Genomic DNA, 25,515 nt, shown 5'->3' with positions numbered 1-25,515 from the left:
GACGATGGACGAGGTCGCGAAGGCCGTCGAGGAGTGCGCGCGAGCGGCGAAGCTGGCCGCGCCGTCGCTGGCCAGGGCCACTGAGGAGGCCGTGGACGCGGCGCTGCGAGGCATGGCCGAGCGCCTGCAGACGCACCGCGAGGAGGTGCTCGACGCCAACCGGGCCGACGTCGCCAAGGCGCGCGCGGACGGGATGAGCGCGGGTCTGCTCGACCGGCTCACCATCACGCCCGAGCGCCTCGACGGCATGGCCGAGCAGCTGCGGCTGCTGGCCGGCGCGCCGCACCAGGAGCGGTCTGTCGAGGTGTCCACATTGGATGGTGGACTGCGGCTGATCGAGCGGCGGCGTCCCGTGGGCGTCATCGGCGCGAACTACGAGGCGCGGCCGAACGTGACCGTCGACGTGGCGTCGCAGCTGGTGAAGTCGCGCAACGCCGGGGTGTTGCGCACCGGGTCGGCCGCTCTGGGGTCGGCCCAGCGGCTGCGTGACACGGTGATCGCGCCGGCGCTGGCCGAGGCCGGGATCGACCCGGACGTGGTGCAGCTGGTGCCGCGCGTCGAGCGAGAAGCCGCGTCGGCGCTGGTGCGGCTGCCGGGGCTGGTGCCGCTGGTCATCCTGCGCGGCAGCGGCGACAGCACCCGCGCGCTGGCCACCGAGGCGGCCGTGCACGGCGTGCGCACGCTGGCACACGCGGACGGCGGCGGCGTGCTGTACGTCGACGCGGCGGCCGACGCCGGCAAGGTGCGCGACCTCGTGTCCGCGAGCCTCGACCGGCTCGGCGTGTGCAACCGGCTCAACCTGCTCCTCATCCACGACGAGGTGCACGACGCCGTGTGGCCGTCGATCACTGCCGCGCTGGCCGAGCGCGGGGTCACGCCGTCGCTGGCGCCGCACGAGCACGCCATCGGCTACGAGTGGGCGTTGGACTCCGACCGCGAGGCGACCGTCACGGTCGAGCGCGTGAGCGGGCTCGACGAGGCCGTAGAGATCGCGAACGAACGGACCTCGGGCCTCGCGGCGGGCATCGCCACCGAGGACGAGGCGGCGGCCGGCGCGTTCTTCGACGGCTACACCGGCACGGGCGTCTTCTGGAACGCGCCGACGCGGCTGCTCGACGGTTTCAAGCTGCTCGCCGTGCCGGAGACCGGGATCAACCTCGACCGCGTGCCGGGACCGCGCGGGCCGGTGACGTACACCGACCTGTACGTCCGGCAATACGCGGTCCAACCCGCATGAGCGGGCGCCCCCACGTCGTATTGTCCGCCGCCCAGTCGCTGGACGGCTATCTCGACGACGCGAGCACCACCCGGTTGATCCTGTCCAATGCGGACGACTTCGCCGAGGTCGACCGCCTGCGCGCCGACGCCGACGCGATCCTCGTCGGCGCCAACACGGTGCGCGCGGACAACCCGCGGCTGCTCGTGCGTTCGGCGGCGCTGCGCAGCGAGCGCGTCGCGGCGGGGCGGGCGGAGCAGCCGATCAAGGTGACCGTGACGAGCAGCGGCAAGCTGGATCCGGCGTCGCGCTTCTTCACGGTCGGCGAAGCGCCGAAACTCGTCTACGCGCCGCCGGTCGCGGTCGACGGCCTGCGCGACGTCGCGACGATCATCGACGCCGGCACCCCGCCCCGGCTCGAGCGCATTCTCGACGACCTCGGCGAACGCGGCGTCCGCCGGCTCCTCGTGGAGGGTGGCGGCGCCGTCCACACGCAGTTCCTCGAAGCCGGCCTGGCCGACGAGCTGCGCCTCGCCATCGCACCGCTGGTGGTCGGCGACCCGCGCGCGCCGCGTTTCCTCGGCCCGGGCGCGTTCCCGCGACCGCTGGAGCTGGCCGAACTGCGCCAGCTCGGCAACGTCGCGGTCCTCCATTACCGCGCGGCCGCCGAACCCACACCGATCGACGTCCTGCGCCTGCGCCAGGCGATTGCGCTGGCGGACGAATGCCCGCCCAGCTCGACGTTCCGCGTCGGGGCCGTCATCGCCGCGCCCGACGGCACTGTGCTCGCCACCGGCCACTCCGGTGAGGGCGAACCGCACAACCACGCCGAGGAAGCCGCCCTGGCCAAGCTCCGCGCGGACGACCCCCGCCTGGCCACCGCGACCATGTACAGCTCGCTCGAACCCTGCAGCTCCCGCGCATCCCATCCGAAGAGCTGCACACAGCTGATCCTCGAAACGCCCATCCCGCGCGTCGTCATCGCGTGGCGCGAGCCCTCCCTCTTCGTCGAAGCCGAGGGCGTCGAGCTCCTCACCACCGCGGGCCGCAAGGTCGTCGAGGTGCCCGCGCTGGCCTCCGAGGTCCGCCGCGCCAACACCCACCTGCCCGGCATCCGCCCCTGACCCCGTCGCCGAACGTGGCACACCGGAAGGTCCACAGTGGATTCGCCGTGGACCACCCGGCGGCAAAGGGGAACGCGCTCAGCAGGGACCGTTGTCGGACCAGACACCGTCGGGACCGCCCGCGCCCGGTTCTTCGCCCTGGGTCCACCACTTGGCGGTCCACTGGTGGGCGTTGTGGGAGACGGAGTTGCCGCCGACGTAGACCGACGCCTTCTGCCACTCGGGCGCAGTACAGGTGCCCGGCGGGTTGGTGGGTGGGGTCGTCGACGGGCCGGTCCGGGGCGGCGTCGCGCCGGCGAAGCGGGTGGTGAACTTGGTGAAGTCCCAGTCGTTCTGAGGGACGTTGGAGCACACGGCGTTGTCCGTCGTGGTGGTGCACGGGCGGTCGCGGTTGACGGCCCAGTACGTGAAGCGGCCGAGGTGGTGGCTGGTCGCGTAGTCGTAGACGGTCTGGAAATCGGCGAGGGTGAAGATCTCCGCGTTGTCGGAACGGCCGTTCATGCCGGAGAAGCCCTCGTGCGAGTAGGCGGTGGCGCTGTCCCAGCCGAGGTGGCTTTCCAGCAGGCCGTGGAAGTTCTCGAGCGCGGAGACCTGCGCCGAAGAACCGTTGAAGCCGCCGTCGAAGGGCATGATCGAGAAGTTGTCGGGTGTGAAGCCGATGGACTTGGCTTGGTCGAGCAGCTGCGTGCCGAACCAGCCGGTGCCGGCGGAGGTGCCGGGCATCGTGACGGACACGAACAGGCCCGGGTTGTCGGCCTGCAGCTTCTTGGCGGCGCCGAGCTCGTTGGCGACGGCCGCGGTGTTCTCGTACTCGGGTTCTTCGAGATCGAAGTCGATGGCCTTGAGGCCGTACTTCGTCACCACCTGCTGGTAGGCGGCGGCGGTCGCGTCGACGGTGCCGCACGTCTGGCCCAGCTTCGTGCCGCCGTAGCCGCCGACGGACACGGAGACGTCACCACCGTTGCCCCGGACGCGGTTCACGACGCCGGCGACCGCGGTGTCGGAGGACACGGCCGATTTGCCGTCCCACGTCGGGCTGCAGCCGCCGCCGTCGGGGGCGAGGATGAAGGCCAGCTGGAACGCCTTCTGCCCGGTCGCGTTCATCACCGTGACCGGGTCGGGTGGGTTGTTGCTCACGGGCATCAGGTACGGCGCCGAGGCGTACCAGTTGTTGCTCAGGGCCGCGGCGGCCGCGGGCTGGGCGTCGGCCGTTGCGGTCAGGGTCGCTGCTGTCCCGAGCACGGCGGCGGCGAGCCCGACGGCGGCCAGTCTGCTTCGTTGCATCTGTCCTCCAGCTGACGAGCGGGGTGCACGCTCCAGCATTGGACTAGACCAATACGAAGTCAACCCGCTACCCGACGATCGGCGGGCTCCTACGGGCGAAATGCCGGTATGGGCCCCCGGTGTTCACCCTGGCGGCCCAACCTGCCCGCCCCTCGGCCGGACGCGGACCAACCGCTCCGCTGGCCCACTGCGGCCACCCGGAGTCGATGTCGTCGGTGAGGACATCGGGCGGGAGGGCGGGCATGGGCATGGGCCCGGGCCCGAAAGCAGAGCCGGAGCCAGGTCCGCGGCATAACCTGGGCCAGAAGCGGAAGCAGCTCCGGAACTCGATCCGGAGCTGGGCCTGGAGCCCGATCCGGTGGCTGACTGGACCCAGCCTCGGTGGCTGGGCCCGATCCGGTGGCTGGGCCCGATCCGGAGGCTGGGGCCCGAATCGGCACCGTGGCCGCGGAAGTCGGGGAGGATGACGTGGTGGCCGGCGGAGGCGAGGTGCGCCGCGGGCCGAAGCCGAGCCACTGGGTGGCGCCGGCGGTGAAGCCGTGGAGGAGCACCAGGGGACGGCCCGACCCGACGGAGCGGTAGGTGAAGGCCGCGCCGTCGGGGTAGGGGTGGAGGGCGGTTACTCGCTCTCCAGATCGCCTTCCAACGTCAGGTAGACGTCGCGCAACTGGGCCATCAGGTCGGGGTCCGGCTCGGACCAGAGGCCGCGGTCGGCGGCTTCGGTGAGGCGCTCGATGATGCCGCGCAGGGCCCACGGGTTGGCCTGGCGCAGGAAGTCCTGGTTCTCGGCGTCGAGGACGTAGGACTCGGACAGCTTCTCGTACATCCAGTCGCCCACGACGCCGGCGGTGGCGTCGAAGCCGAAGAGGTAGTCGACCGTGGCGGCGAGTTCGAAGGCGCCCTTGTAGCCGTGGCGGCGCATGGCCGCGAGCCAGCGCGGGTTCACCACGCGGGCGCGGAACACGCGGGCCGTCTCTTCGCCGAGGGTGCGCGTGCGGACGGCGTCCGGGGTGGTGCTGTCGCCGATGTACGAGGCGGGCGCAGAGCCCGTGAGCGCGCGAACGGTGGCGATCATGCCACCGTGGTACTGGAAGTAGTCGTCGGAGTCGGCGATGTCGTGTTCGCGCGTGTCGGTGTTCTTGGCGGCCACGACGATGCGCCGGTAGGACTGCTCCATGTCCTCGCGCGCGGGGCGGCCGTCGAGGTCGCGGCCGTAGGCGAAGCCGCCCCACACCGCATACACCTCGGCCAGGTCCTTGTCGTCGCGCCAGTTGCCGGCGTCCATCAACGGCAGCAGGCCGGCACCGTAGGCACCCGGTTTGGAGCCGAAGATGCGGGTGGTGGCGCGGCGGGCGTCACCGTGGGAAGCCAAGTCCGCTGAGACGTGGGCGCGGACGAAGTTCTCCGAAGCGGGCTCGTCCAAAGCGGCCACGAGGCGGACGGCGTCGTCCATCAACGTGATCACGTGGGGGAAGGCGTCGCGGAAGAAGCCGCTGATGCGCACGGTGACGTCGATTCGAGGACGGCCCAGCTCGGCCAGCGGAATGGCTTCCAGGCCGGTGACGCGCCGCGAAGCCTCGTCCCACACCGGCTGCACGCCCAGCAGCGCCAGCACTTCCGCCGCGTCGTCGCCGGAGGTGCGCATCGCCGAGGTGCCCCAGACCGAAAGCCCGACCGACGTCGGCCACGAGCCGGTGTCCTCGCGGTAGCGGCGCAGCAGCGAGTCGGCCAGCGCCTGGCCGGTTTCCCACGCCAGGCGGCTCGGGATGGCCTTCGGGTCGACGGTGTAGAAGTTCCGCCCGGTCGGCAGCACGTTCACCAGGCCGCGCAACGGCGAACCGCTCGGCCCGGCGGGGATGTAGCCGCCGTCCAACGCGTGCAGCACGGCGGAGACCTCGCCGGAAGTCCCGGCGAGTCGCGGCACGATCTCCGACGCCGCGAAGGTCAGCACGCGCGAGACCTCGGCGTCCGGCGCGCCCAGCACCTCGGAAACCACGGCGGGCACGGCGGCCGCGGACCACGCGCGAGCTTCCATCGCGGAGACCAGCGAACGCGCGGAAGTCTCGATCGCGTCCACTTCGGACATTGGGGCGTCGGAGTTCTCCTTCAGCCCCAACGCCGAACGCAGTCCCGGCACCGCGCCCTGCTTGCCGCCCCACATCTGCTGGGCGCGCAGCATCGCCAGCACGAGGTTCACGCGCGCCTCGCCGACGGGCGCCTCGCCGAGGATGTGCAGGCCGTCGCGGATCTGCGCGTCCTTCACCTCACAGAGCCAGCCGTCGATGTGCAGGAGGAAGTCGTCGAACTCCGCGTCGTGCGGGCGCTCGGCGACGCCCAGGTCGTGGTCGAGCTTGGCCGCCTGGATGAGCGTCCAGATCTGCGCGCGGATGGCCGGCAGCTTGGCCGGGTCCATCGCGGCGATGTTCGCGTGCTCGTCCATCAGCTGCTCGAGCCGCGCGAGGTCGCCGTAGGACTCGGCGCGCGCCATCGGCGGGATCAGGTGGTCGACGATCGTGGCGTGGGCCCGCCGTTTCGCCTGCGCGCCCTCGCCCGGGTCGTTGATGAGGAACGGGTAGATCAGCGGCAGGTTGCCCAGCACGGCGTCGGGCGCGCAGGAGGCCGAAAGGCCCGCCGTCTTGCCCGGCAGCCACTCCAGTGAACCGTGTTTGCCCAGGTGCACCACGGCGTGCGCGCCGAACTCCTCTTCCAGCCAGCGGTACGCGGCGAGGTAGTGGTGGCTCGGCGGCAGGTCCGGGTTGTGGTAGATCGCCACGGGGTTCTCGCCGAACCCGCGCGGTGGCTGGATCATGATCACGACGTTGCCCGACTGAAGCGACGCCAGCACGATGTCGCCCTCGGGATTTGCCGATGTGTCGACATACAGCGAGCCCGGCGCCGGACCCCAGTGCTCCTCCATGGCCTCCCGCAGCTCCGCGGGCAGCGCGGCGAACCACGCGCGGTACCGCGCCGCGGGGACGCGGATCGGGTTGCCCGAGAGCTGTTCCTCCGTGAGCCACTCCGGGTCCTGCCCGCCGGCGGCGATCAGCGCGTGGATCAAAGCGTCGCCGTCCGGCTGGTCGGTGCCCGTCGGCTCGACGCCGGGGAACGCCTCCGCGCCCAGGTCGTAGCCCTGCGAACGCATGAGCCGCAACAGCTTGATCGCCGATGCCGGCGTGTCTAGCCCCACGGCGTTGCCGACGCGTGAGTGCTTCGTCGGGTACGCCGAGAGCAGCAACGCGATACGCCGCGACTCAGGAGGAGTGTGGCGCAGCCGCGCGTGCGCCAGCGCGATCCCGGCCACGCGGGAAGCACGCTCGGCGTCGGCGACATACCGCGGCAGGCCGTCTTCGTCGAACTCCTTGAAGGAGAACGGCACCGTGATCAGCCGGCCGTCGAACTCCGGCACGGCCATCTGGTTGCCGGCGTCCAGCGGCGACAGGCCGTCGTCGCTCGCCGACCACGTCGCGCGGTCGCTGGTGAGGCACAGCGCCTGCAGGATCGGGATGTCGAGCCCGGCCATCTCGGCGACGTCCCACGCCTCGTCGTCGCCCCCCGCGCCGGCTTCCGAGGGTCGCGTGCCGCCCGCCGCCAGCACCGTGACCAGCAGCGCGTCGGCGCGGCCCAGTTCGGCCATCAGCTCCGGCTCCCGGTTGCGCAGCGACGCGCAGTGGATCGGCAGCGCCCGTCCGCCCGCGGCCTCGATCGCGTCGGCCAGCGCGTGGACGAACGCGGTGTTGCCGGACAGGTGGTGCGCGCGGTAGTAAAGGATCCCGACGACCGGCCCGGCCGCCGGACCCGAGGAAGCACGCTCCAGCACCCCCCACGACGGCAGCTGCGCGGGTGGCTCGAACCCGTCGCCGGTCAGCAGCAGCGTGTCGGACAGGAACCGGTGCAGCTGCGTGAGGTTCTCCGGCCCACCCTGCGCGAGGTACGCGTGGGCCTCGGCCGCGATGCCCGCCGGCACGGTGGAGAGCTTCATCAACTCCGCGTCCGGCGTCTGCTCACCGCCCAGCACCACCACGTGCGAGCCCGACGCGCGCAGCGTGTCCAGGCCCTCCTGCCACGACCGCGGCGTGCCCAGGATCCGGACCACCACGATCGGCGCGCCGTCCACCAGCTCCGGCAGGTCCGCGACGTCGAGCCGGGCCGGGTTCGCGAGCCGGAACTCACCCTGTGAAGCCCGGGCACTGAGCAGGTCGGTGTCCGAAGTGGACAGCAGCAGGATCACGGCGTTCCTCACTCGGGGTGTCCGCGCCCCGGGTCGTCGGTCGCGGCGGCGGGAGTTCCTGGCTCCCCGGATCACTCCGGGTCACAGTGGCGGGACCGTCCCGGACTCTCACCGGGTTCCTCCACCTGCCGACGCGTGGTTCGCTCCTCACTCTCACGGGCGCGTGAGCCCGCGTCAAGGTGACGTCTCAGACCACGCGCACGGCAACGATCGGCCGCTCGGTCACGGGGTAGGACCGCTGCGCGGTGACGCTCCACGCGTAACCCGCGAACCCGCCCGTTTCCGGCGACGCGTGGAAGACCAGGTGCCCGTAGCCGGCGCCCTGACCTGCGGGGGAGCGGCTGTCGGGGAAGTCGGGCGACGTGCCGTGCGGGTCGGCGGTGCAGTCGGCCACGGGCACGATGTAGGCCTTGTCCTCATCCACGACAGAGGTGCCCCGCACCAGCGCGATGTGCCCCGTGTTCGTCGGCCGGCGGTGCCCGTAGTCGACGACGACAAGATCACCGGGGCGCAGGTCGGCGACGGTGTCCACGCGGGCGAAGTGCGGCACCTGCCGCTGCTCGAAGACCCACCGGTACGTGCGCGAAGGCGGGCTCACCGAGCGGAAGTGGGTGGTGAAGAACTCGTCGTCGGCCCAGTCGTAGACGTGCTTGAGCAGCTGGGTCTGGAACGAGGCGCACTGCGTGTGGTTGCGCCACGGCCGCGTCCAGCTCACGACGTCGGGCTCGCCGGAGGCCTTGTAGCGGTTGGTCTCCGGCGAGAGGTGGTCGATGAGGTCCTCGGCGGCGTGCAGGTGGGCGATCACCCCATCCGTTCTACGCCGACCGGTCGCCGATCCGCGGGAACGGCTCGGTGGAGAAGAGCACCTCCACGGCCACCTCGAAGAACTGCGCGATCCGCAGGGCCAGGTGGAGACTCGGGCTGTACTCGCCGCGTTCCAGGTACCCGATCGTCTGGTAGTGCACGCCGAGTGCGTCGGCCAGCTGCCGGCGCGAGATCCCACGCTCGGCGCGCAGCACCGCGATGCGGTTGTAGACGTTCTCGCTCACCGCGGATCACACACGCTGCAGTGCCCTCTCCCGTCGTTCGGCCACCGACGACCCGGACTCCCGCTGCGCCATGCGCCGCAGCAGCACCGGGGCCAGCGCCAATCCGATCACGGCCCACACGGCCAGCACGCCGAGGGTCCACCAGGGCCGCCACGACTGCCCGATTTCCACCACCACGGCCGCGTCCGGCAGCAGCGCCGAGCGCATGCCGAGGCCGAGCCAGTACATCGGGAACACCTGGGCGATGTCCTGCACCCAGACCGGCAGGGCGGTGATGGGGTAGAAGATGCCGGAGATGGCCGTCAGTCCCGTGACCGGCAGCATGACCAGGGCCATCGCCCGCGGGTCGCGGATCAGCGAGCCGATCGCCGCGCCCAGCGGCAGCGTCGCCAGCAGCCCGAGCACCAGGACCCAGAGCAGGTTCAGCCACGACCACACGCCGTCGGCGGCCAGCCCGGAGAACAGGAACAGGCACGGCACCAGCACCACGACCAGACCGGCCACCTGCATGAGCGAGAGCGACACGATCTTGCCGAGGAGGTAGCCGAGCATGCCGTTGGGCGTGGCCTTGGCCCGCAGCAGTGTGCCGTCCTCGCGGTCGATCACGAGCTGGCCGGCCGCGCCCGAGAGGCCGTTGAACACGATCCCGGCGCCGAGCACGCTCGGCACGGTCGCGGTACCGAGCGAGAACGACGTGCCGGGCAGGTGCGCGTTGCGCATGAAGAACAGCGTGGTCAGGATCAGGACCAGCCAGACCACCTGGCCGAGCACGTCGTCGCGGTTGGTCCACTGCTGGCGGAACTCGGTCAGCCCGCGGCGGGCCCCGGTGCGCAGGGCCTTTCGCTTCGCGGCCGCGGCGACCGCCATCGGCGTGGTCATCGCACTCATCACACACCCGCTTCCACGAGCCCGGCCTCGGCGCGGTGCACCAGGGTCATGTAGGTGTCCTCCAGTGACGCGCGGCGGACCTCCAGGTCGGCCACGGCCTCACCGTGCTGCTTGAAGAGCTCGAACACGTACTTCGTGGCCTCCGCGGTGGAGTGCACGAAGTGCTGCCCGTCGACGGACCAGCGCACCTCGGCCTCACCGGAGATCCGGCGGCTGAGCTCGTCGGCCGAGCCGTCGGCGACGATCCGGCCGCCGTTGAGGATCAGGATCCGGTCGGCCAGCTTCTCGGCCTCGTCGAGGTCGTGGGTGGTGAGCAGGATCGTCGTGTCGTGGGCGTCGGTCAGGCGGTGCACGAGGTCGTGGAACTCGCGCCGCGCCTCCGGGTCGAAGCCCGCAGTCGGCTCGTCGAGGAAGAGCAGCTCGGGCCGGCCGACGATGCCGATCGCGACGTCGAGCCGGCGCCGCTGACCGCCGGAGAGCTGCCGGATCTTCTTGTCCGCGTGCGGGGTGAGCCCGACGGCGTCGATCAGCTCGCGCGTGTCCCACGGTCGGCGGATCGTGCCGGTCGAGTAAGGCGCGTAGTACTCGCCGAGGTGCGCGAGTAGCTCGCGGACACGCCATTTCCCGTGGTCCCGCCAGGATTGGAGCACGACCCCCAGCCGTGCCCGCCAGTCCTCACCGCCGCGCGCGGGATCGGTGCCGAGTACCTCTACCTCGCCGGCCGAGCGCATCCGGAAGCCCTCGAGGATCTCGATCGTGGTCGTCTTCCCGGCGCCGTTGGGCCCGAGCAGGCAGAGCACTTCGCCGCGGTAGGCCTTGAAGCCGACGCCGTGGAGTACGTCGTTGGTGCCGTATCTCATGCGCAAGCCCTCGACCCGCAGCACGGCTTCCTCTGGATTCCTCACCGAATCCACCCCCATCGTGTGTGTGCGACGAAATGTAGCACACGTGCTACATTTGGTCGCAAGCCTGCTGAATCCGCAGCCAGCTACAGTGAGCGGCATGTCCAGCCCTGCCCGCATACGCGCCGACGCCTGCCCCGGGGTCTTCGCCACGCACGACGCGGCGGACGGACCGCTCGCCCGCGTGCGCCTGCCCGGCGGGGTCGTCTCCGCGGAGCGGTTGCGGGTGCTGGCTTCCTGCGCCGAAGACCTCGGTGACGGCGACGTGCACCTCACCTCGCGGGGCAACGTCCAACTGCGTGGGGTGACGCGGCCCGGCCTCGCGTCGAGGCTCACGGCCGCCGGTTTGCTGCCTTCGCCGACGCACGAGCGGGTGCGCAACGTGCTGGCGTCGCCGTTGAGCGGGGTGCACGGCGGGACCGCCGACGTCCGCGGGTTGGCGGGGGAGCTGGACGTGGCGTTGTGCGCCGAGCCGGAGCTGGCCGAGCTGCCGGGACGCTTCCTGTTCGCGTTCGACGACGGCCGGGGGGACGTCGCGGGTGAAGGCGCCGATGTGTGCTGGCGCGCGGTGACGTCTGACGCCGGCACGGTGCTGCTCGCGGGGGTGGACACCGGCTGGTCCGTGGCGCGTGGCGAAGCCGTGGCCGCGTTGCTGGCTGTCGCGCGGGAGTTCGCCGCGCAGCGGGGGACGGCTTGGCGGATCGCGGAGCTCGCCGATTCCACGGCGGTGCTGCCCCGGGGACCGCGGTCGGAACCGGTGGATCGCCCGGTTCGCGTGGATCCCACGGTCGGGCCCCTCGGCGACCGCGGCGTCGGTGTCGCGCCCCGGTTCGGGCAGCTCACGGCCGCGCAGCTGCGGGTTCTCGCCAGCCTCGCCGGCCACGCCGACCTCGCCGGCCACGCCGGCCACGCCGTCGTCACGCCGTGGCGGTCGGTCGTGCTGCCCGACGCCGCGCCGGACGCCGTCGCGCGCCTGCACGCGGCCGGCCTGAGCACCGACCCCGCCGCGCTGGAGATCACCGCCTGCATCGGCCGCCCCGGCTGCGCGAAATCGCTGGCCGACGTGCGCGCCGACGCCGCGCGGCTGGTCCCGGCCGGGGTCCGGGCCCACGTGGCGGGCTGTGCACGGCGCTGCGGGCGGCCGTCGGCCCCCCACCTCGACGTGGTCGCCGAAGCCGGCGGCTACCGTGTCGGCGGACGCCTCCTACCGGCGTCCCGCCTGGCGGAATCCTTGGTGAGGAAGGAAAACCCGTGATCGACTACCTGGCCGACGGTGCCGAGATCTACCGGCACTCGTTCGCCACGATCCGCGAGGAGGCGGACCTGGCGATCCTGCCGGACGACGTCGCCGGCGTCGCGGTGCGGATGATCCACTCCTGCGGCATGGTCGACCTGGTCGACGACCTGCGCTACTCGCTCGACGTCGTCGAGGCGGGCCGGGCGGCGCTCGAGGCGGGCGCGCCGGTGCTGTGCGACGCGAAGATGATCGCCAGCGGCATCACGCGCAAGCGGCTGCCCGCGGCGAACGACATCGTCTGCACGCTCGACGACCCGAGCGTGCCGGGGCTCGCCGAGCGGATGGGCACCACGCGTTCGGCCGCGGCGCTGGAGCTGTGGCGCGACCGGCTGCCGGGTTCGGTGGTCGCGATCGGCAACGCGCCCACCGCGTTGTTCCGCCTGCTGGAGCTGCTCGAGGAGGGTGTCGGGGCGCCCGCCGCGATCATCGGTGTGCCGGTGGGTTTCGTGGGCGCGGCCGAGTCCAAAGTGGAGCTGGTGAAGCGCGCGCCCGCCCCGTACCTGGTGGTGCAGGGGCGCCGGGGTGGTAGCGCGATGGCCGTGGCGGCCGTCAACGCGATGGCGAGCGTGGTCGAATGACCGGCCGGCTCTACGGCGTCGGGCTCGGCCCCGGCGACCCGGAACTGATGACGGTGAAGGCCGCGCGGCTGATCGGCGAGGCCGATGTGATCGCCTACCACAGCGCGCGCCACGGCCGCAGCATCGCGCGTTCGGTGGCCGCACCGTACCTGCGCGAGGGCCAGCTGGAGGAGCCGCTGGTCTACCCGGTCACCACGGAGACCACGGACCATCCCGGCGGCTACGAGGGCGCGATCGCCGATTTCTACGAGCTGAGCGCGAAAAAGCTGGCCGAGCACCTCGACGCCGGCCGCGACGTCGTGGTGCTGTGCGAGGGCGACCCGTTCTTCTACGGCTCCTACATGTACATGCACGAGCGCCTCGCCGGTCGCTTCGAAGCCGAGGTCGTGCCGGGCGTGACGTCGGTGAGCGCGGCGTCGTCGGTGCTCAGTCGCCCGCTGGTGCAGCGCGACGAAGTTCTCACGGTCCTGCCGGGCACGCTGCCGGCGCCCGAGCTGGCGCGCCGGCTGGCCGACACGCAGGCCGCGGCCGTGCTGAAGCTGGGACGCACCTTCGGCGCCGTCCGTGAGGCGTTCGCGGAGGCGGGCAAGCTGGACGACGCGTGGTACGTCGAGCGCGCCACGTGGGGCGAGCAGCGGATCGAGCCGCTCGCCGACGTCGATCCGTCGACTGTGCCGTACTTCTCGCTGGCGTTGCTGCCGAGCCCGGCGTATGCGTCCCGGGTGGACGGTGAGCCGGCGGTGGTTGCTCCGGCGGCGAAGCCGGTTTCGGGCACCGGCGAGGTCGTGGTCGTCGGCCTCGGCCCGGCCGGCCCGGAGTGGCTGACGCCGGAAGCGTCGGCCGAGCTGGCCGCGGCGGAGCACATCGTGGGCTACGGCCCGTACGTCGCCCGCGTGCCCCAGCGCGCCGGCCAGGAGCGGCACGCGTCGGGCAACCGCGTCGAGGCCGACCGGGCGGTGGAAGCGCTGGAGCTGGCGGCTGCCGGGGCGAGGGTGGCCGTGGTTTCCTCGGGCGACCCGGGCGTGTTCGCGATGGCATCCGCGGTCCTGGAACAGGTGGCCGCCGGGCGCGGCGCCGGCGTGCGCGTGCGCATCGTGCCCGGGGTGACGGCCGCGCAGGCCGCCGCTTCCCGGGTCGGCGCGCCACTGGGCCACGACTACTGCGTGCTGTCCCTTTCGGACCGCCTGAAGCCGTGGGACGTCATCGAACGCCGCCTCGACGCGGCGGGCTCGGCCGATCTGGTGCTGGCGCTGTACAACCCGGCTTCGCGCACGCGCACGGCTCAGCTCGCCACCACGCGGGAAGTCCTGCTGCGCCACCGCGAGCCGGCCACCCCGGTCGTCGTGGCGCGGGACGTGGGCGGGCCGGAGGAGCGGATCACGGTGACCACGCTGGGCGAGCTGGATCCGTCCACTGTGGACATGCGCTGCCTGCTCATCGTGGGCTCGTCGAAAACGGTGGCGCAGGAGGGCCCGGACGGCACGACGGTCGTCTGGACCCCGCGCACCTACGCCTGAGCTGGCCGGCGCTCGACGGCGGCGCGGACGGCTTCTTCGTCTTGCGCGCTCTGCGCACCCGACGCACCGATGGCGCCGACGATCACGTCGCCGTCGGTGATGAGGATGCCGCCGGCGCGCGCGACGAAGTCGCCGCCGTAGGAGTGCTGGAGCGGGCCGACGACCTCGGCGGGCAGGGCGACTTCGCCGGAGGGCTGGAGCATGCGCAGCGCGGTGCGGGCCTTGGCCACGGCGACGCGGCTGGTCACGGGCTTGCCGCCGTCGGCGCGCTTCAGCGCGATCACCTCGCCGGTGACGTCGAGGACGGCCACCGCCAGCGGCGCGAACCCTCGCTCGGCGGCGACGGCGTGCGCCGTGTTCACCAGCTCGTCCGCTTCGGCCAACGTCAACCCGGGCAGGCGGGGAGTATCAGACACGCTTCGAACCTAGCCGCGATCGGCTCCGGCCGTCCACCCGGCCCGCCCTCAGCAGCGCAGGAAGGACCCGGGGTGTGCCCGAGCGACCGCCGGAACACGCCGATGAACGCGCTCGCCGTCGCGAAGCCGCACTCGCGCGCGACGGTGGTCACGGGCGTGTCCTCCGCGAGCGGCCCCAGCGCGTGGTGGAGCCACAGCTGGGTGCGCCAAGGTGGATCCGCGGGACGCCGTACGCGCGGCGCGCACGGGTGCCCGCCGGAACCCACAGCGGTTTCGCACTCGACCCGATCCTCGTCAGGCCCGTGCTGCACCTCGGCGGGCTCGGCGCGACCCCGCTGCCGGCGGTTCCGGCGGCCGCCGCGGGCCCGCCCACCGTCGCCGTGCTGCAGACGCTCCTGGCGCTGCCGCGAGCCACGCTGCTCCGGCCGGCCGAGATGACTGGTGGCAGTTCGCCCGGCTGACGATCGTGGTCGTTGCGCGCTCGAAGTGACGTCCGCGCTGGTCGGCGGCGGGCCGGCCGCGGGCGAGGCCGCGCTGGTCGTGCTGGTCGGCGTTGGTGCCGCGAGCACCCTGCTCGGCGGTGTGCCGGCCGAGCGCTGGGGCCGGATCCGCCCCCTGCGCGTGGCGATCCCTGCTGTCGCCGGCATCGCGCTCGTGCCCGGGCCCGCGGTGTACGGGCTGGTGGCGCCGGCCGCCGTGGCCAACTATGTCCCCGCACGTGACGCTTAACGAGGACTACGTGGCCCACCGCCACGGCCCGGCCGGCGGCGTCACGCTCGGCCTCGCCGTGCGCGTCGGCGGGGCCGGCCGCACCCGCGGTCGGCGGGCTCGCGAACGCAGCGGGCCTGCAGTGGGCGCTGCGGTCGCGGACGGTGCTGCCGGTCCTGGCCGTGGTCGCGGTCCGCGGGCTGACCGAGCCGCACCACGCGGACGGTCCACAGGAGACGGCCAAGGTGTGAGGCTCAGCGCGTCGGGTCCTTCCCGTTCGGCTGCGCCGGTCCGGGGCCTGGCGACCACCAGCCCCACACTGTCTTCCGGCCGTGCTGCACTGTGGGCGCGATGCCTTCGCTGAACGGTTCCACCTGCAGCAGCTGGCCCCACGACTGGCTCGGCTGGCCGATCAGGTAGCTGGGCACCTCGGGTTCCTTCGCCACCTCCTCGAGCCAGCCGATCGGGCCGCCGTTGGTGGCCGTCGCCCATTGCGCCTCGTCGGCCACGGCGCCGGCCGTGATGCGGTAGTCGGGGACCTGCGAGATGCCGTCGTGGGAGGTCACGGGGTTCGCGCACGGATAGACGAACGAGGCGGGCCAGTCGATGTACACGGACTTGCCCACGAGCTTGTCCGTCAGCGTGGTGAAGGTCGGCACGCGCGGGGCGGACGCGGCGATCCAGCCGTCCTCGGTGAGGTCGTTGTCGACGATGTCCACGCGCACCGACGTGGTCTGCGGCGGCAGGTCGCGCAGGTTGATGCGCGTGTCGTTCCAGCCGCCGGTGCCCGCGCCGGGCGGGAGGGCGAACTGGCTGCGCAGCACCTTGACGCCCTGCGCCGTCACCACGCCGTAGTCGAGGCTCACCGACGCCGGGCGGCGGGGCTGGGCCGCCGTCGCGATCACGATCTGGCCGTCGGCGGGCTTGTCGGCCAGCGCGTACCACTCGCTGCGCAGCCGGCCCGCGCGGTTCTGCTCGAAGAAGCTGCTCCACATCGGCACGGTGTCGGGCGTGAAACCGTGCGGAGGCTCGGAAAGCGGGTCGTCCTCTTCGCCGGGGCGCGTGTGGAAGCCGGTCTGCACCTGGCCGTTGTCCGGGTCCGGGTTCGGCAGCGGCGACTCGTCCTCCTGCTTCACGGGCACGGTCCGCTGCTCGGTCTGCGGGTGCAGGACGCTCTTGGCGGCGTCGGTCTCCACCATCACGTGGTCGGAGAGGTTGCAGCTCTTGCCGAACAGGTGCCCGACGTTCGCGGCGCCCAGGCTGTAGCTGCCCCGCTGGATGTAGATCGCCGCCGCCATCGTGTAGAACTCGCCTGCCGCGACCAGGCCGCACACCACCACGAGCGACAGCGAGCCCAGCCGCAGTGACCGGCCGCGTTTTTCCTGCGGCGCGGGCGCTCCCGGCCGGTGGGCGCGAATGTTCTCCACGAACGCGTAGATCCCCGCGACCGCCGCGGCCACGAGCAGGATCGTCGACAGCGGGATCCCGGCGATCGACGGCGCCAGCCCGGTCCACGGCACGCCCAGGCGCGAGACGAACCAGTACGTGTTGGGTCCCGTCGCAGCCAGTGCACCCACCACGAGCAGACCCGCCAGGAACGTGGCCCGGTTGCGGTTCGAGCGCAACACGGTGGAACTCGTCGCCAAGGCCGTCAACGCCGCCATCGACGCCCCGACGGCCGCGAACGCGCCGAAGTGGTGCGTCCACTTCGTCGGGGTGAGGGCCAGCAGCAGGAAGAACAACGCGGTGGTGCCGATCAGCCGCCGGCTCGGCCCGAGCGCGGCGCCCGGGATCCGGCCGCGCCGCAGCAGCACGACCAGGCACGTCACGGTGCACAGCACCACCAGCAGCACCGGGAACCGTCGTGGCGCCGACCCGTCGGGCAGGTTCTCGAACAGCAGCTGATAGCGCGCGAGCTCCTGGAACCACGACAGGTTCGGCCCCACCTGCGTGCGGATGCGCGTGGCCTCCTGCACGGTCGCGAACGTCTGGTCCGCGAACACGACCACCAGCACCAGCAGCCCGGACGCGGCGATCGGCGCCAGGATCGGCAGCCAGCCGCCCGCCGCGCGCTGGCGCACGAGCTTGAACAACGGCCGCGCGGCGACCAGGAACGGCGCCACCGCGATCAGCCCCGTCGGCGTCGCGGCGAGCGTGAACGCGGCCGCGGTGAGGCCGAGGCACAGCGGCAACAGGCGGCGCGTCACCAACGCGCGTTCCACGGCGCAGATCGCGAGCAGCGAACCCAGCGCCGCCACGGGTTCCGGCCGCACGCCGTTGTTGTAGGGCATCCACCAGACCAGGAACACGGCCGCCGCGGCCCAGCCGGCCGCGCGGCTGCCGCGCACCTGCGTGCCCAGCCGGGGCATCACTTCGCGGCTGATGAGCAGCCAGCTGATCACGCCCACCAGGTACGAGGGCAGCCGGATCCACGGCGGCACCGTGCTGACGTGCGTCATCAGCTCGTAGAGGTGGTAGAACCAGCCGAACGGCGCTTCCGCGACGCCGAACCAGCGGTGGTAGTTGGTCAGGAACCCCGTGGACTCGGTGACCCGGGCCATCGTGAGGATGTAGCCGTCGTCCGAGGTCACCGGTCCGATGAACACCCACGCGCCGAGCGCGAGGATCACCGTCGCGTCGCGCCCGGTCAGGCGCCACCAGCCCACCGGGGCCCAGCGCGGCGCGCGGCGGGCGAACCCGGAGTCCATGCGCCACACCGCGATCAGGCAGGCGAGGAACGCGAGCGCGCCGAGGATGCCGACGCCGAGCTTCAACGCCGTCGGCGAAGTCTGGTAGCGCGTGTCCGGCACCATTGTCACGTGCAGGCCCGAAATCGGGTCCTTCGCGGAGCTGATCGAAGAGTAGATGCCGACCACGCGCGGGCGGACGTCGCCGGTCGTGTGGAACACCGTCGTGCCCGCGACCGCGAGCGTCATCTGCGTGGCGTCCGACTTCAGCGTCACCGTGCAGCCGGTCGGCGGCAGCGGCTGCTGCGCGATCTGCTGGCCCTGGCTGGACGCGAGGAGCACGCCGTTGTCCACACGCAGCTGCAACCCGACGCCGTTGCCGGCCCGTGGGTCGGTCCGCCCGTCCGGCACCGTCGCGAACAGCAGCGCGGGACCGTTCGTGCGCGCGTCGAGCGACTTGACCGTGCCGCACGGGATCTCGACCTCGAGGTCCTGGGCCCAGTACCCGGTCAAGGGCGCGTTGACGGACCGGGTGTCGGAGCCGGTCGGCCAGCCGACCTGCGCGGTGTCCTGCACGACGGGCAGGAACGGATAGGCCAGGGCGCATAGCGCCGAAAGCAACCCCAGCGCTACGGCAATCGGACGCATCCGGGAAAGCTATCCGGTCGGCCGAAGGGGTTAGGCAGGGCCCTGGGTCCGTGGTGTGAAGTGCTCCAGGTGCACGGCCGCGGCCAGCGGCGTGCGAGTGCGCCAACCATGCCGTTCGAGATCCGGGACCTCGGCCAGCGCGGTCACGGGGCCGACGCACAGCCACGCGACCGGCCGAACGCCATCGGGGATGCCGAGCAGGTCGGCGAGGAACGGCTCGCGGTAGAAGCTCACCCAGCCGACGCCGAGGCCCTCGGCGGTCGCGGCCAGCCACAGGTTCTGGATGGCGAGGCAGACGGAGTACAGCCCGGCGTCGGCGATCGCGTGCCGGCCGAGCACGGCGGGCGCGCCGCGTTCGGCGTCGTAGGTGACGACGATGCCGAGCGTCGACTCGCGGATGCCCTCGATCTTGATGCGGGAGAATGTGTCGGCGCGTTCGCCTTCCAGCTCGGCCGCGAACACGTCGCGTTCGTCGCGCACGTGCTGGGCGAACGCCGCGCGCGTGGCGGGGTCGCGCACGAGCACGAAGTCCCACGGCTGGCTCAGGCCCACGCTCGGCGCGGTGTGCGCGGCTTCGAGGACGCGCGTGAGCACGGCGTCGTCGATCTGCTCGCCGGTGAACTCGCCGCGCACGTCGCGGCGCCGGCGAAGCACTTCGTAGAACTCGTCGATCATCGGTGCAGCACCCATTCCACGGCTTCGGCGACCCCCGCGACCTCGGCAGTGGCCGGACGCGGCGGGCGGCGCACGACGACCACCGGCAGGCCCAGCTCGCGGGCGGCGGTGAGCTTCGCGGCGGTCATCGAGCCGCCGCTGTCCTTGGTGACGAGGACGTCGATGCGGTGCTCGGCCAGCAGCGCGCGTTCTCCGTCCACTTCGTACGGTCCGCGGTTGAGCAGGATCTCGTGCTGCCGCGGCAACGGCGGCTCGGGCGGGTCGACGCAGCGGATGAGGAACCACAACGCGTCGAGCTCGGCGAACGCGGCGAGCCCCTGTCTGCCGCTGGTCAGGAAGACGCGGGAGCCGAGGCCGGGCAGCAGTTCGGCGGCACTGCCGAGGTCATCGGCCCAGTGCCAGTGGTCGCCTTCCGCGGGCTGCCAGCCGGGCCGGGCGAGCCGGAGCAGGGGCACGCCGACGGCCGAAGTGGCGGCGAAAGCGTTGGCACCGATGCGTTCCGCGAACGGGTGGGTCGCGTCGACCACCGCCGCCACCTCGTGTGCACGCAGCCACGCGGACAGCCCGTCGACCCCGCCGAAACCCCCGACGCGGACCTCGCCGACCGGCAGCCGCGGCCGCGCGACTCGTCCGGCGAGCGACGACACCACGGCGACCCCGCGCGCGTGCAGCTCGGCCGCGAGCGCTCGCCCCTCGGCCGTGCCGCCGAGGACCAGCACGGTCATCCGCCGTATCCCACGGCCGCGCGCCAGCGGTCGAGCGTGCGCATGTTCGCGAGCGTCTCGGCCCAGGTCAGCTCGGGTGCCTGCCGGTTCTCGACGTGCGCGGCGACGTGGTCGGCCTCGCGCGCGAACACGCTCTGCGTCGCCTCGATCTCGATCACCTCGGGCTCACCGTCCGCCGACGTCAGCACGATCTGCGACGACGTCGCGCGGCGCATTTGCGGCAGCCACGCGGGTTTCGGCACGTGGATCTGCCCGGTGGTGCCGTAGATCCGGATGTGGTCGTCCTGTGTGAGCCGGTAGCCGCACGACAGTTGCGCGATGATGTCGCCCGGCAGCCGCAGCAGGCCCATCGCGAACTCGTCGACGCCGCGGTCGGTCAGCCGCGCCATCCCGGTGACGGTGGTGGGTTCCACGACGTCGATGCCGGTCGCCGCCTGTGAAACGAGCCGCGCGAGCGAAGTGCAGTAGCAGCCGACATCAAGGATTCCGCCGCCGCCGAGCGCCGGGTCGGCCAGCCGTGGGGCGTCGTTGGCGCCGGTGTCAAAACTGAACGAGACGTCGACGGCCCGGACCTCGCCGATCGCGCCGCACGAGATCAGCTCGACGAGCCGACGCGTCTGCGGGTGCAGCCGGTACATGAACGCCTCCATGAGGAAGACGTCGTGGCGGCGCGCCGCGTCGATCACCTTCTCGGCCTCGGCGGCCGTGACCGTGAGCGGTTTCTCGCACAGCACGTGCTTCCCGGCTTCGGCGGCGCGGACCGCCCACTCCGCGTGCATCGGGTGCGGCGTGGCGATGTAGACGGCGTCGACGTCCGGGTCGGCGAGCAGGTCGGCGTAGGCGCCGTAGGCCTTCGGGATGTCGAAGCGGGTGGCGAACTCGCGGGCGCGGTCGGCCGAGCGGGCGGCGACGGCTTCCAGTGTGCCGTGTTTGCTGCGTTCGACGCCGGCCGCGAAATCCGCGGCGATCGATCCGGCGGCCACCAGGCCCCAGCGTAGTTCGGTCACAGTGACTCCGGTTGGCTCGCGCGGTCTCGGGTGCTCGAATACAGGAAGCTGTCGGGGAATCCGCCGGCGGCGAGGACCTGGCCGACGAAGATGGTGGCGGCGCGCGTCATCCCGGCTTCGCGCGCCCGTGCGGCGATGTCGGTGAGCGTGCCGCGCACGACGGTCTCGCCCGGCTGGCTCGCCAGTGCCACGACGGCCGCGGGGCAGTCGGCGCCGTAGAACGGCACGAGCTCCTCGGTGACGCGCTCGATGTGGTTGATGGCCAGGTGCAGCGCGAGGGTGGTGCCGCTGCGGGCGAAGTTCGCCAGCGTCTCACCTTCGGGCAACGCCGTCGACCGTGCTTGGGCACGCGTGATCACGAGGCTCTGCCCGATGCCGGGCACGGTCAGCTCACGGCCCAGCACGGCGGCCGACGCGGCGAACGCGGGCACGCCGGGGACGATGTCGTAGGGCACTCCGGCGACGTCGAGGCGGCGCACGGTTTCCGCCACCGCGCTGTAGAGCGACGGGTCGCCGGAAACCAGCCGCGCCACGTCGTGGCCCGCGCGGTGAGCCGTGATCAGGCGTTCGGCGATCTCGTCGAGGCTCAGGTTGGCGGTGTCGACGCGCTCGGTCTCGGGCGCGCAGTACGCGAGCAGGTCGGTCGGCGTCATGCTGCCCGGGTAGAGGCACACACCGCAGCGCGCGAGCAGGTCGCGGCCACGGACGGTGATGAGGTCGGCCGCGCCGGGGCCGGCGCCGATGAAGTGAACGGTCATCTCGAACTCCAGGACGTCACGGTGCGCGACGGGGTCCACCCCGTGAGCCCGCCGAGCGGCTGCGCGTGGTCGACGGCGATCCTCGTCAGCTCACCACCCCGGCTCGCGTAGGTGTCGGCCAGGATCCGTTCGGCTTCGAGCGTGACCCCGTGGGCGACCACGCGGGCGCCGGTGTCGAGGCACGCGTCGAGCACGCCGGGCACGGTGAGGCCGCCGCCGATGAAGACGGCGTCGGGGCGGGGGAGGGCCGCCAGGGCGTCGGGGGCCGGGCCGATGACCACCCGCAGCTCCGGGACACCGAGCGTGGCGGCGTTGCGGGTGATGCGCTCGGCTCGGGCGGGGTCGCGTTCGATCGCGATGGCGCGGTTGAGCGGGTGTGCGCGCGACCATTCGATGCCGATGCTGCCCGCGCCGGCGCCGACGTCCCACAACAGCTCGCCGGGCACGGGCGCGAGGTGGGCCAGGGCGGACGCGCGGACGTCGCGTTTGGTCAGCTGGCCGTCGTGCTCGAAGGCGCTGTCGGGCAGGCCGGTGAGCGGCAGCGCGGGGCCGGCGCAGACCAGGGCGAACACGGTGAGCGGGCCGGGGTCGTGGGTCCAGCCGTCGGCGCGGAGTTCGTCGTGGGCGCCGAGGTTTTCGAGGCTGGTCAGGGTGGAGTCGCCGTAGCCGCGGGTGCGCAGGAGCTCGCGCAGTTCTTCGGCGTTCGCGCCCAGGACGAGGACTTTCCGGCCCGGCGCCAGGATCCGGGCCACGCGGTGGACCGCCCGCCCGACCACGGTGACGACCTCGGTCTCCTCGAACGACCAGCCCAGCCGCGCGCGAGCCAGCGTCTCCGACGACAGCGCGGGCAGCACCTCGATCTCGTGCCCGCGGTCGCGCAGCGTGGTGCCGATGCCCGAGAGCAGGGGATCACCGCTGGCCAGCACGCAGATCCGGCACCCGGCGTGCTCGGCGAGGACATCGTCGAGCACGGGCAGCAGCGGGCTCGGCCACGGTTGCGTGCGGACGCCTGCGGGCAGCGTCGCGAGCTGCCGCGGCGCGCCCAGCACGACCTCGGCTTCGAGCACGGCGGTTCGCGCCTTCTCGCCTAATCCCGACCAGCCGTCGGCCCCGATACCGACGACGAGCAGGGGTGATTTTTCGCGCACGTTCACCCACGCTAGACGACGCGTTTCCTGTGCGATGATCGGCCGGACGCCGACCACGAGGAGAGCTCTTGAAGCCGTACCCGTTCACCGCCGTCGTCGGGATGCCGGACCTGCGCCTGGCGCTGATCCTGTCCTCGATCTCACCCGCCGTGGGCGGCGTGCTGGTGCGGGGCGAGAAGGGCACGGCGAAGTCGACGATGGTGCGCGCGCTCGCCGGTCTGCTGCCTCAGCTCGACGTGGTGGACGGCTGCCGGTTCTCGTGCGATCCCGCCGCGCCCGACCCCGTCTGCCCGGACGGTCCGCACCCCACGGGCGCGCCCGCGCACCGGCGGCCGGCGCGGTTGGTGGAGCTGCCCGTCGGCGCGGCGGAGGACCGGGTCGTCGGCTCGCTGAACCTGGAGAAGGCGCTGGCGCAAGGGGTCACGGACTACCAGCCGGGGCTGCTGGCCGCGGCGAACCGGGGCCTGCTCTACGTGGACGAGGTCAACCTGCTGCACGACCACCTCGTCGACACCCTGCTCGACGCCGCCGCGATGGGCCGCGCGACCGTGGAGCGGGAAGGCGTGTCCGTGTCGCACGCGGCGCGGTTCGTGCTGATCGGCACGATGAACCCCGAGGAAGGCGAGCTGCGGCCACAGCTGCTGGACCGGTTCGGGCTGACCGTCGAGGTCGCGTCCAGCCGGGAACCCGAGCAGCGCGTGGAGGTGGTCCGCCGGCGGCTCGCGTACGAGGCGGATCCCGACGGGTTCGCGAGCGCGTACGCCGCGGATGACGCGGCGCTGGCGAAAGACATCGAGGCGGCACAACGGCTGCTGCCCGCGGTGAAGCTGCCCGACGACGCCCTGCGGCAGATCGCCGAGGTGTGCGCGTCGTTCGAGGTGGATGGGATGCGGGCCGACATCGTCACGGCGCGCACCGCCGTCGCGCACGCGGCGTGGGCCGGGCGCAACGAGGTGACCACCGAGGACGTGCGCGTGGCCGCGCGGCTCGCGTTGCCGCACCGGCGCCGCCGCAACCCGTTCGACGCGCCGGGGATTTCCGAGGAGCAGCTGGAACAGGCGCTGCAGGACGCGCAGCCGCCCGACGATCCCGGTCCCGGTCCGGAGGACGACGGGCCCGGCTCGGGTGGGCAGCCGCCGGCCGCGGAGGGTGAGCAGCCGCCGGGGGACCAGCCCGCGCCGCAGCAGCAGCCGCAGCCCGGCGACGGGACGGGTTCCGGACCGCAGCGCACGGTCGGCTCCGGCGAGACGTTCCGGGCGCGCGTGTTCCGCGTCAAGGGCACCGGTGAAGGCGAGCGTGGCCGCCGGTCGCGGGCCATCACCGACACCGGGCGCACGATCGGGGTCCAGCCGCCGAGTGTCCGCGACGGCCGCCCGCACCTCGTCGCCACGATGCGGGCTGCCGCGCCGCACCAGCGGTCCCGGGGTCGCAGCGGTCCCGGACTTCTCGTGCGTACGCAGGATCTGCGGTTCGCGTTGCGCGAAGGGCGCGAAGGCAACCTCGTGCTGTTCTGCGTGGACGCGTCGGGCTCCATGGGCGCGCGCACGCGCATGCGCGAAGTCAAGACGGCCGTGCTGTCGCTGCTGTTGGACGCCTACCAACGGCGTGACAAGGTCGGGCTCGTCACCTTCCGTGGTGACTCGGCCGAGCTCGCACTGCCGCCGACGATCAGTGTCGAGGCCGCGGCGGCCCGGCTCGAAGGACTGCCGACGGGTGGCCGCACGCCGCTCGCCGAAGGGCTGCTGGAAGCCGCGCGCGTGCTGCGCGTGGAGGCGATCCGCGATCCGCGCCGTCGTCCGCTGGTGGTGCTCGTCACGGACGGGCGGGCCACGAGCGGAGCCGACGCCGTCGCGCGGTCGCAGGCCGCGGCGGGGTTGCTGGCCGGCGTCACCACCATCGTGATGGACTGCGAGAGCGGCCGGATGCGCCTCGGGCTCGCGGCGGAGCTGGCCGGGCACCTCGGCGCCGAGCACGTGCCGCTCGCCGAGGTCGCGGCCGAGACACTCGCCTCGGCCGTCCGCGAACGCACCGGGAGGGCTGCCTGATGCCGCAGGGGAAACCGGCCGTCGTCCCGCAGGACGGGCTCACCACGCGCCAGCGGCGCAACCGCCCGCTGCTGGCTGTGCACACGGGCGAGATGAAGGGCAAGTCGACCGCCGCGTTCGGCATGGCGCTGCGCGCGTGGAACCAGGGCTGGTCGATCGGGGTGTTCCAGTTCGTGAAGTCGGCGAAGTGGCGCGTCGGCGAGGAGGCCGCGTTCCGCGCGCTCGGGAAGCTGCACGACGAGACGGGCGAGGGCGGGCCCGTCGAGTGGCACAAGATGGGCGAGGGCTGGAGCTGGACCCGCAAGCAGGGCTCCGACGAGGACCACGCCGCCAACGCGCGCGAGGGCTGGGCCGAGATCAAGCGCCGCCTCGCTGCCGAGACGCACGACTTCTACGTGCTCGACGAGTTCTCCTACCTGCTCAAGTGGGGCTGGCTCGAGGTCGACGACGTGGTGTCCACTTTGGTCTCCCGGCCGGGGCACCAGCACGTGGTGATCACCGGCCGTCACGCGCCGCCGGAGCTCGTCGAGGCCGCCGACCTGGTCGCCGAGATGACGAAGGTCAAGCACCCCATGGACGCGGGCCAGAAGGGACAGCGGGGGATCGAGTGGTAGC

At 72.6% G+C, this 25,515-nt stretch carries 23 protein-coding genes and 1 riboswitch; of the genes, 9 read left to right on the top strand and 14 right to left on the bottom strand.

Annotation, left to right across the window (positions count from 1 at the left end):
• Positions 1–4 precede the first annotated feature (4 nt).
• Positions 5–1,237, top strand: a complete 1,233-nt coding sequence (locus tag AB0F91_RS27940; RefSeq protein ID WP_360602054.1) for an aldehyde dehydrogenase family protein — start codon at positions 5–7, stop codon at positions 1,235–1,237.
• Positions 1,234–2,340: a dihydrofolate reductase family protein gene (locus AB0F91_RS27935; protein WP_360602052.1), complete on the top strand. Its 1,107-nt coding sequence runs from the start codon at positions 1,234–1,236 to the stop codon at positions 2,338–2,340. Before AB0F91_RS27940 ends, AB0F91_RS27935 begins: the two co-directional genes overlap by 4 nt.
• 78 nt (positions 2,341–2,418) lie before the next feature.
• On the opposite strand, the gene AB0F91_RS27930 is transcribed toward AB0F91_RS27935, so the two are convergent.
• From AB0F91_RS27930 to AB0F91_RS27905, 6 genes are all read right to left on the bottom strand, one after another.
• Positions 2,419–3,624: a chitinase gene (locus AB0F91_RS27930; RefSeq protein ID WP_360602050.1), complete on the bottom strand. Its 1,206-nt coding sequence runs from the start codon at positions 3,622–3,624 to the stop codon at positions 2,419–2,421.
• A gap of 619 nt (positions 3,625–4,243) precedes the next feature.
• Entirely contained in the window at positions 4,244–7,852 is a 3,609-nt protein-coding gene (gene cobN, locus AB0F91_RS27925; protein WP_360602088.1) for a cobaltochelatase subunit CobN, read from the bottom strand.
• A gap of 52 nt (positions 7,853–7,904) precedes the next feature.
• Positions 7,905–7,974: riboswitch (cobalamin riboswitch) on the bottom strand.
• A gap of 65 nt (positions 7,975–8,039) precedes the next feature.
• Positions 8,040–8,657 carry a hypothetical protein gene (locus AB0F91_RS27920; RefSeq protein ID WP_360602048.1) on the bottom strand — a complete coding sequence of 206 codons (618 nt, stop codon included), beginning with the start codon at positions 8,655–8,657 and terminating at the stop codon, positions 8,040–8,042.
• A gap of 10 nt (positions 8,658–8,667) precedes the next feature.
• Positions 8,668–8,901: a helix-turn-helix transcriptional regulator gene (locus AB0F91_RS27915; RefSeq protein ID WP_360602046.1), complete on the bottom strand. Its 234-nt coding sequence runs from the start codon at positions 8,899–8,901 to the stop codon at positions 8,668–8,670.
• A 6-nt stretch (positions 8,902–8,907) separates the two neighbouring features.
• The gene (locus AB0F91_RS27910) at positions 8,908–9,789 is read right to left on the bottom strand and encodes an ABC transporter permease (RefSeq protein WP_360602044.1); all 882 of its coding nucleotides are present in this window, start codon (positions 9,787–9,789) and stop codon (positions 8,908–8,910) included.
• Entirely contained in the window at positions 9,789–10,649 is an 861-nt protein-coding gene (locus AB0F91_RS27905) for an ABC transporter ATP-binding protein (RefSeq protein ID WP_360602086.1), read from the bottom strand. The genes AB0F91_RS27910 and AB0F91_RS27905 overlap by 1 nt, the downstream gene beginning before the upstream one ends.
• Before the next feature lie 142 nt (positions 10,650–10,791).
• On the opposite strand from AB0F91_RS27905, the gene AB0F91_RS27900 reads away from it, so the two are divergent.
• The 3 genes from AB0F91_RS27900 to AB0F91_RS27890 are packed head-to-tail and all read left to right on the top strand — an operon-like array spanning position 10,792 to position 14,083.
• Positions 10,792–11,946 carry a precorrin-3B synthase gene (locus AB0F91_RS27900; protein ID WP_360602042.1) on the top strand — a complete coding sequence of 385 codons (1,155 nt, stop codon included), beginning with the start codon at positions 10,792–10,794 and terminating at the stop codon, positions 11,944–11,946.
• Positions 11,943–12,566: a precorrin-8X methylmutase gene (locus tag AB0F91_RS27895; protein ID WP_360602040.1), complete on the top strand. Its 624-nt coding sequence runs from the start codon at positions 11,943–11,945 to the stop codon at positions 12,564–12,566. Before AB0F91_RS27900 ends, AB0F91_RS27895 begins: the two co-directional genes overlap by 4 nt.
• Positions 12,563–14,083: a precorrin-2 C(20)-methyltransferase gene (locus AB0F91_RS27890; RefSeq protein WP_360602038.1), complete on the top strand. Its 1,521-nt coding sequence runs from the start codon at positions 12,563–12,565 to the stop codon at positions 14,081–14,083. Before AB0F91_RS27895 ends, AB0F91_RS27890 begins: the two co-directional genes overlap by 4 nt.
• On the opposite strand, the gene AB0F91_RS27885 is transcribed toward AB0F91_RS27890, so the two are convergent.
• Positions 14,074–14,499: a heme-binding protein gene (locus tag AB0F91_RS27885; protein WP_360602036.1), complete on the bottom strand. Its 426-nt coding sequence runs from the start codon at positions 14,497–14,499 to the stop codon at positions 14,074–14,076. The genes AB0F91_RS27890 and AB0F91_RS27885 overlap by 10 nt on opposite strands.
• On the bottom strand, positions 14,469–14,651 hold the full coding sequence (locus tag AB0F91_RS27880; protein WP_360602034.1) for a hypothetical protein: 183 nt from the start codon (positions 14,649–14,651) through the stop codon (positions 14,469–14,471). Before AB0F91_RS27880 ends, AB0F91_RS27885 begins: the two co-directional genes overlap by 31 nt.
• Between AB0F91_RS27880 and AB0F91_RS27875 the strand changes: the two genes are divergently transcribed.
• Both AB0F91_RS27875 and AB0F91_RS27870 read left to right on the top strand, forming a co-directional pair.
• Positions 14,574–14,960: a hypothetical protein gene (locus tag AB0F91_RS27875; protein ID WP_360602090.1), complete on the top strand. Its 387-nt coding sequence runs from the start codon at positions 14,574–14,576 to the stop codon at positions 14,958–14,960. The genes AB0F91_RS27880 and AB0F91_RS27875 overlap by 78 nt on opposite strands.
• Before the next feature lie 25 nt (positions 14,961–14,985).
• Complete coding sequence (locus tag AB0F91_RS27870) at positions 14,986–15,228, top strand: hypothetical protein (RefSeq protein ID WP_360602032.1); 243 nt, start codon at positions 14,986–14,988, stop codon at positions 15,226–15,228.
• A gap of 233 nt (positions 15,229–15,461) precedes the next feature.
• On the opposite strand, the gene AB0F91_RS27865 is transcribed toward AB0F91_RS27870, so the two are convergent.
• Genes AB0F91_RS27865 through cbiE form a run of 6 tightly spaced genes read right to left on the bottom strand, consistent with a single transcriptional unit; the run spans position 15,462 to position 22,855 of the window.
• Positions 15,462–18,542, bottom strand: coding sequence for an arabinosyltransferase domain-containing protein (locus AB0F91_RS27865; protein ID WP_360602030.1), 3,081 nt, complete (start codon positions 18,540–18,542; stop codon positions 15,462–15,464).
• A 30-nt stretch (positions 18,543–18,572) separates the two neighbouring features.
• Complete coding sequence (gene bluB / locus AB0F91_RS27860) at positions 18,573–19,217, bottom strand: 5,6-dimethylbenzimidazole synthase (protein WP_360602028.1); 645 nt, start codon at positions 19,215–19,217, stop codon at positions 18,573–18,575.
• The gene (locus tag AB0F91_RS27855; RefSeq protein WP_360602026.1) at positions 19,214–19,942 is read right to left on the bottom strand and encodes a cobalt-precorrin-6A reductase; all 729 of its coding nucleotides are present in this window, start codon (positions 19,940–19,942) and stop codon (positions 19,214–19,216) included. The genes bluB and AB0F91_RS27855 overlap by 4 nt, the downstream gene beginning before the upstream one ends.
• Positions 19,939–20,949, bottom strand: coding sequence for a Gfo/Idh/MocA family oxidoreductase (locus tag AB0F91_RS27850; RefSeq protein WP_360602024.1), 1,011 nt, complete (start codon positions 20,947–20,949; stop codon positions 19,939–19,941). The genes AB0F91_RS27855 and AB0F91_RS27850 overlap by 4 nt, the downstream gene beginning before the upstream one ends.
• Positions 20,946–21,707, bottom strand: a complete 762-nt coding sequence (locus tag AB0F91_RS27845; RefSeq protein ID WP_360602022.1) for an SAM-dependent methyltransferase — start codon at positions 21,705–21,707, stop codon at positions 20,946–20,948. The genes AB0F91_RS27850 and AB0F91_RS27845 overlap by 4 nt, the downstream gene beginning before the upstream one ends.
• Positions 21,704–22,855 carry a precorrin-6y C5,15-methyltransferase (decarboxylating) subunit CbiE gene (gene cbiE / locus AB0F91_RS27840; protein ID WP_360602020.1) on the bottom strand — a complete coding sequence of 384 codons (1,152 nt, stop codon included), beginning with the start codon at positions 22,853–22,855 and terminating at the stop codon, positions 21,704–21,706. The genes AB0F91_RS27845 and cbiE overlap by 4 nt, the downstream gene beginning before the upstream one ends.
• Before the next feature lie 68 nt (positions 22,856–22,923).
• Between cbiE and AB0F91_RS27835 the strand changes: the two genes are divergently transcribed.
• A complete protein-coding gene (locus AB0F91_RS27835) occupies positions 22,924–24,900 on the top strand; it encodes a putative cobaltochelatase (RefSeq protein ID WP_360602018.1) in 1,977 nt (658 codons plus the stop codon).
• Positions 24,900–25,514 carry a cob(I)yrinic acid a,c-diamide adenosyltransferase gene (gene cobO / locus AB0F91_RS27830; RefSeq protein ID WP_360602016.1) on the top strand — a complete coding sequence of 205 codons (615 nt, stop codon included), beginning with the start codon at positions 24,900–24,902 and terminating at the stop codon, positions 25,512–25,514. Before AB0F91_RS27835 ends, cobO begins: the two co-directional genes overlap by 1 nt.
• Position 25,515: the final 1 nt, after the last annotated feature.

The organism is Amycolatopsis sp. NPDC023774 (assembly GCF_040639695.1).
Lineage (GTDB): Bacteria > Actinomycetota > Actinomycetes > Mycobacteriales > Pseudonocardiaceae > Amycolatopsis.
The sequence above is the reverse complement of the archived record's forward strand: the minus strand, read 5'-3'. Positions and strand labels throughout refer to the sequence as shown.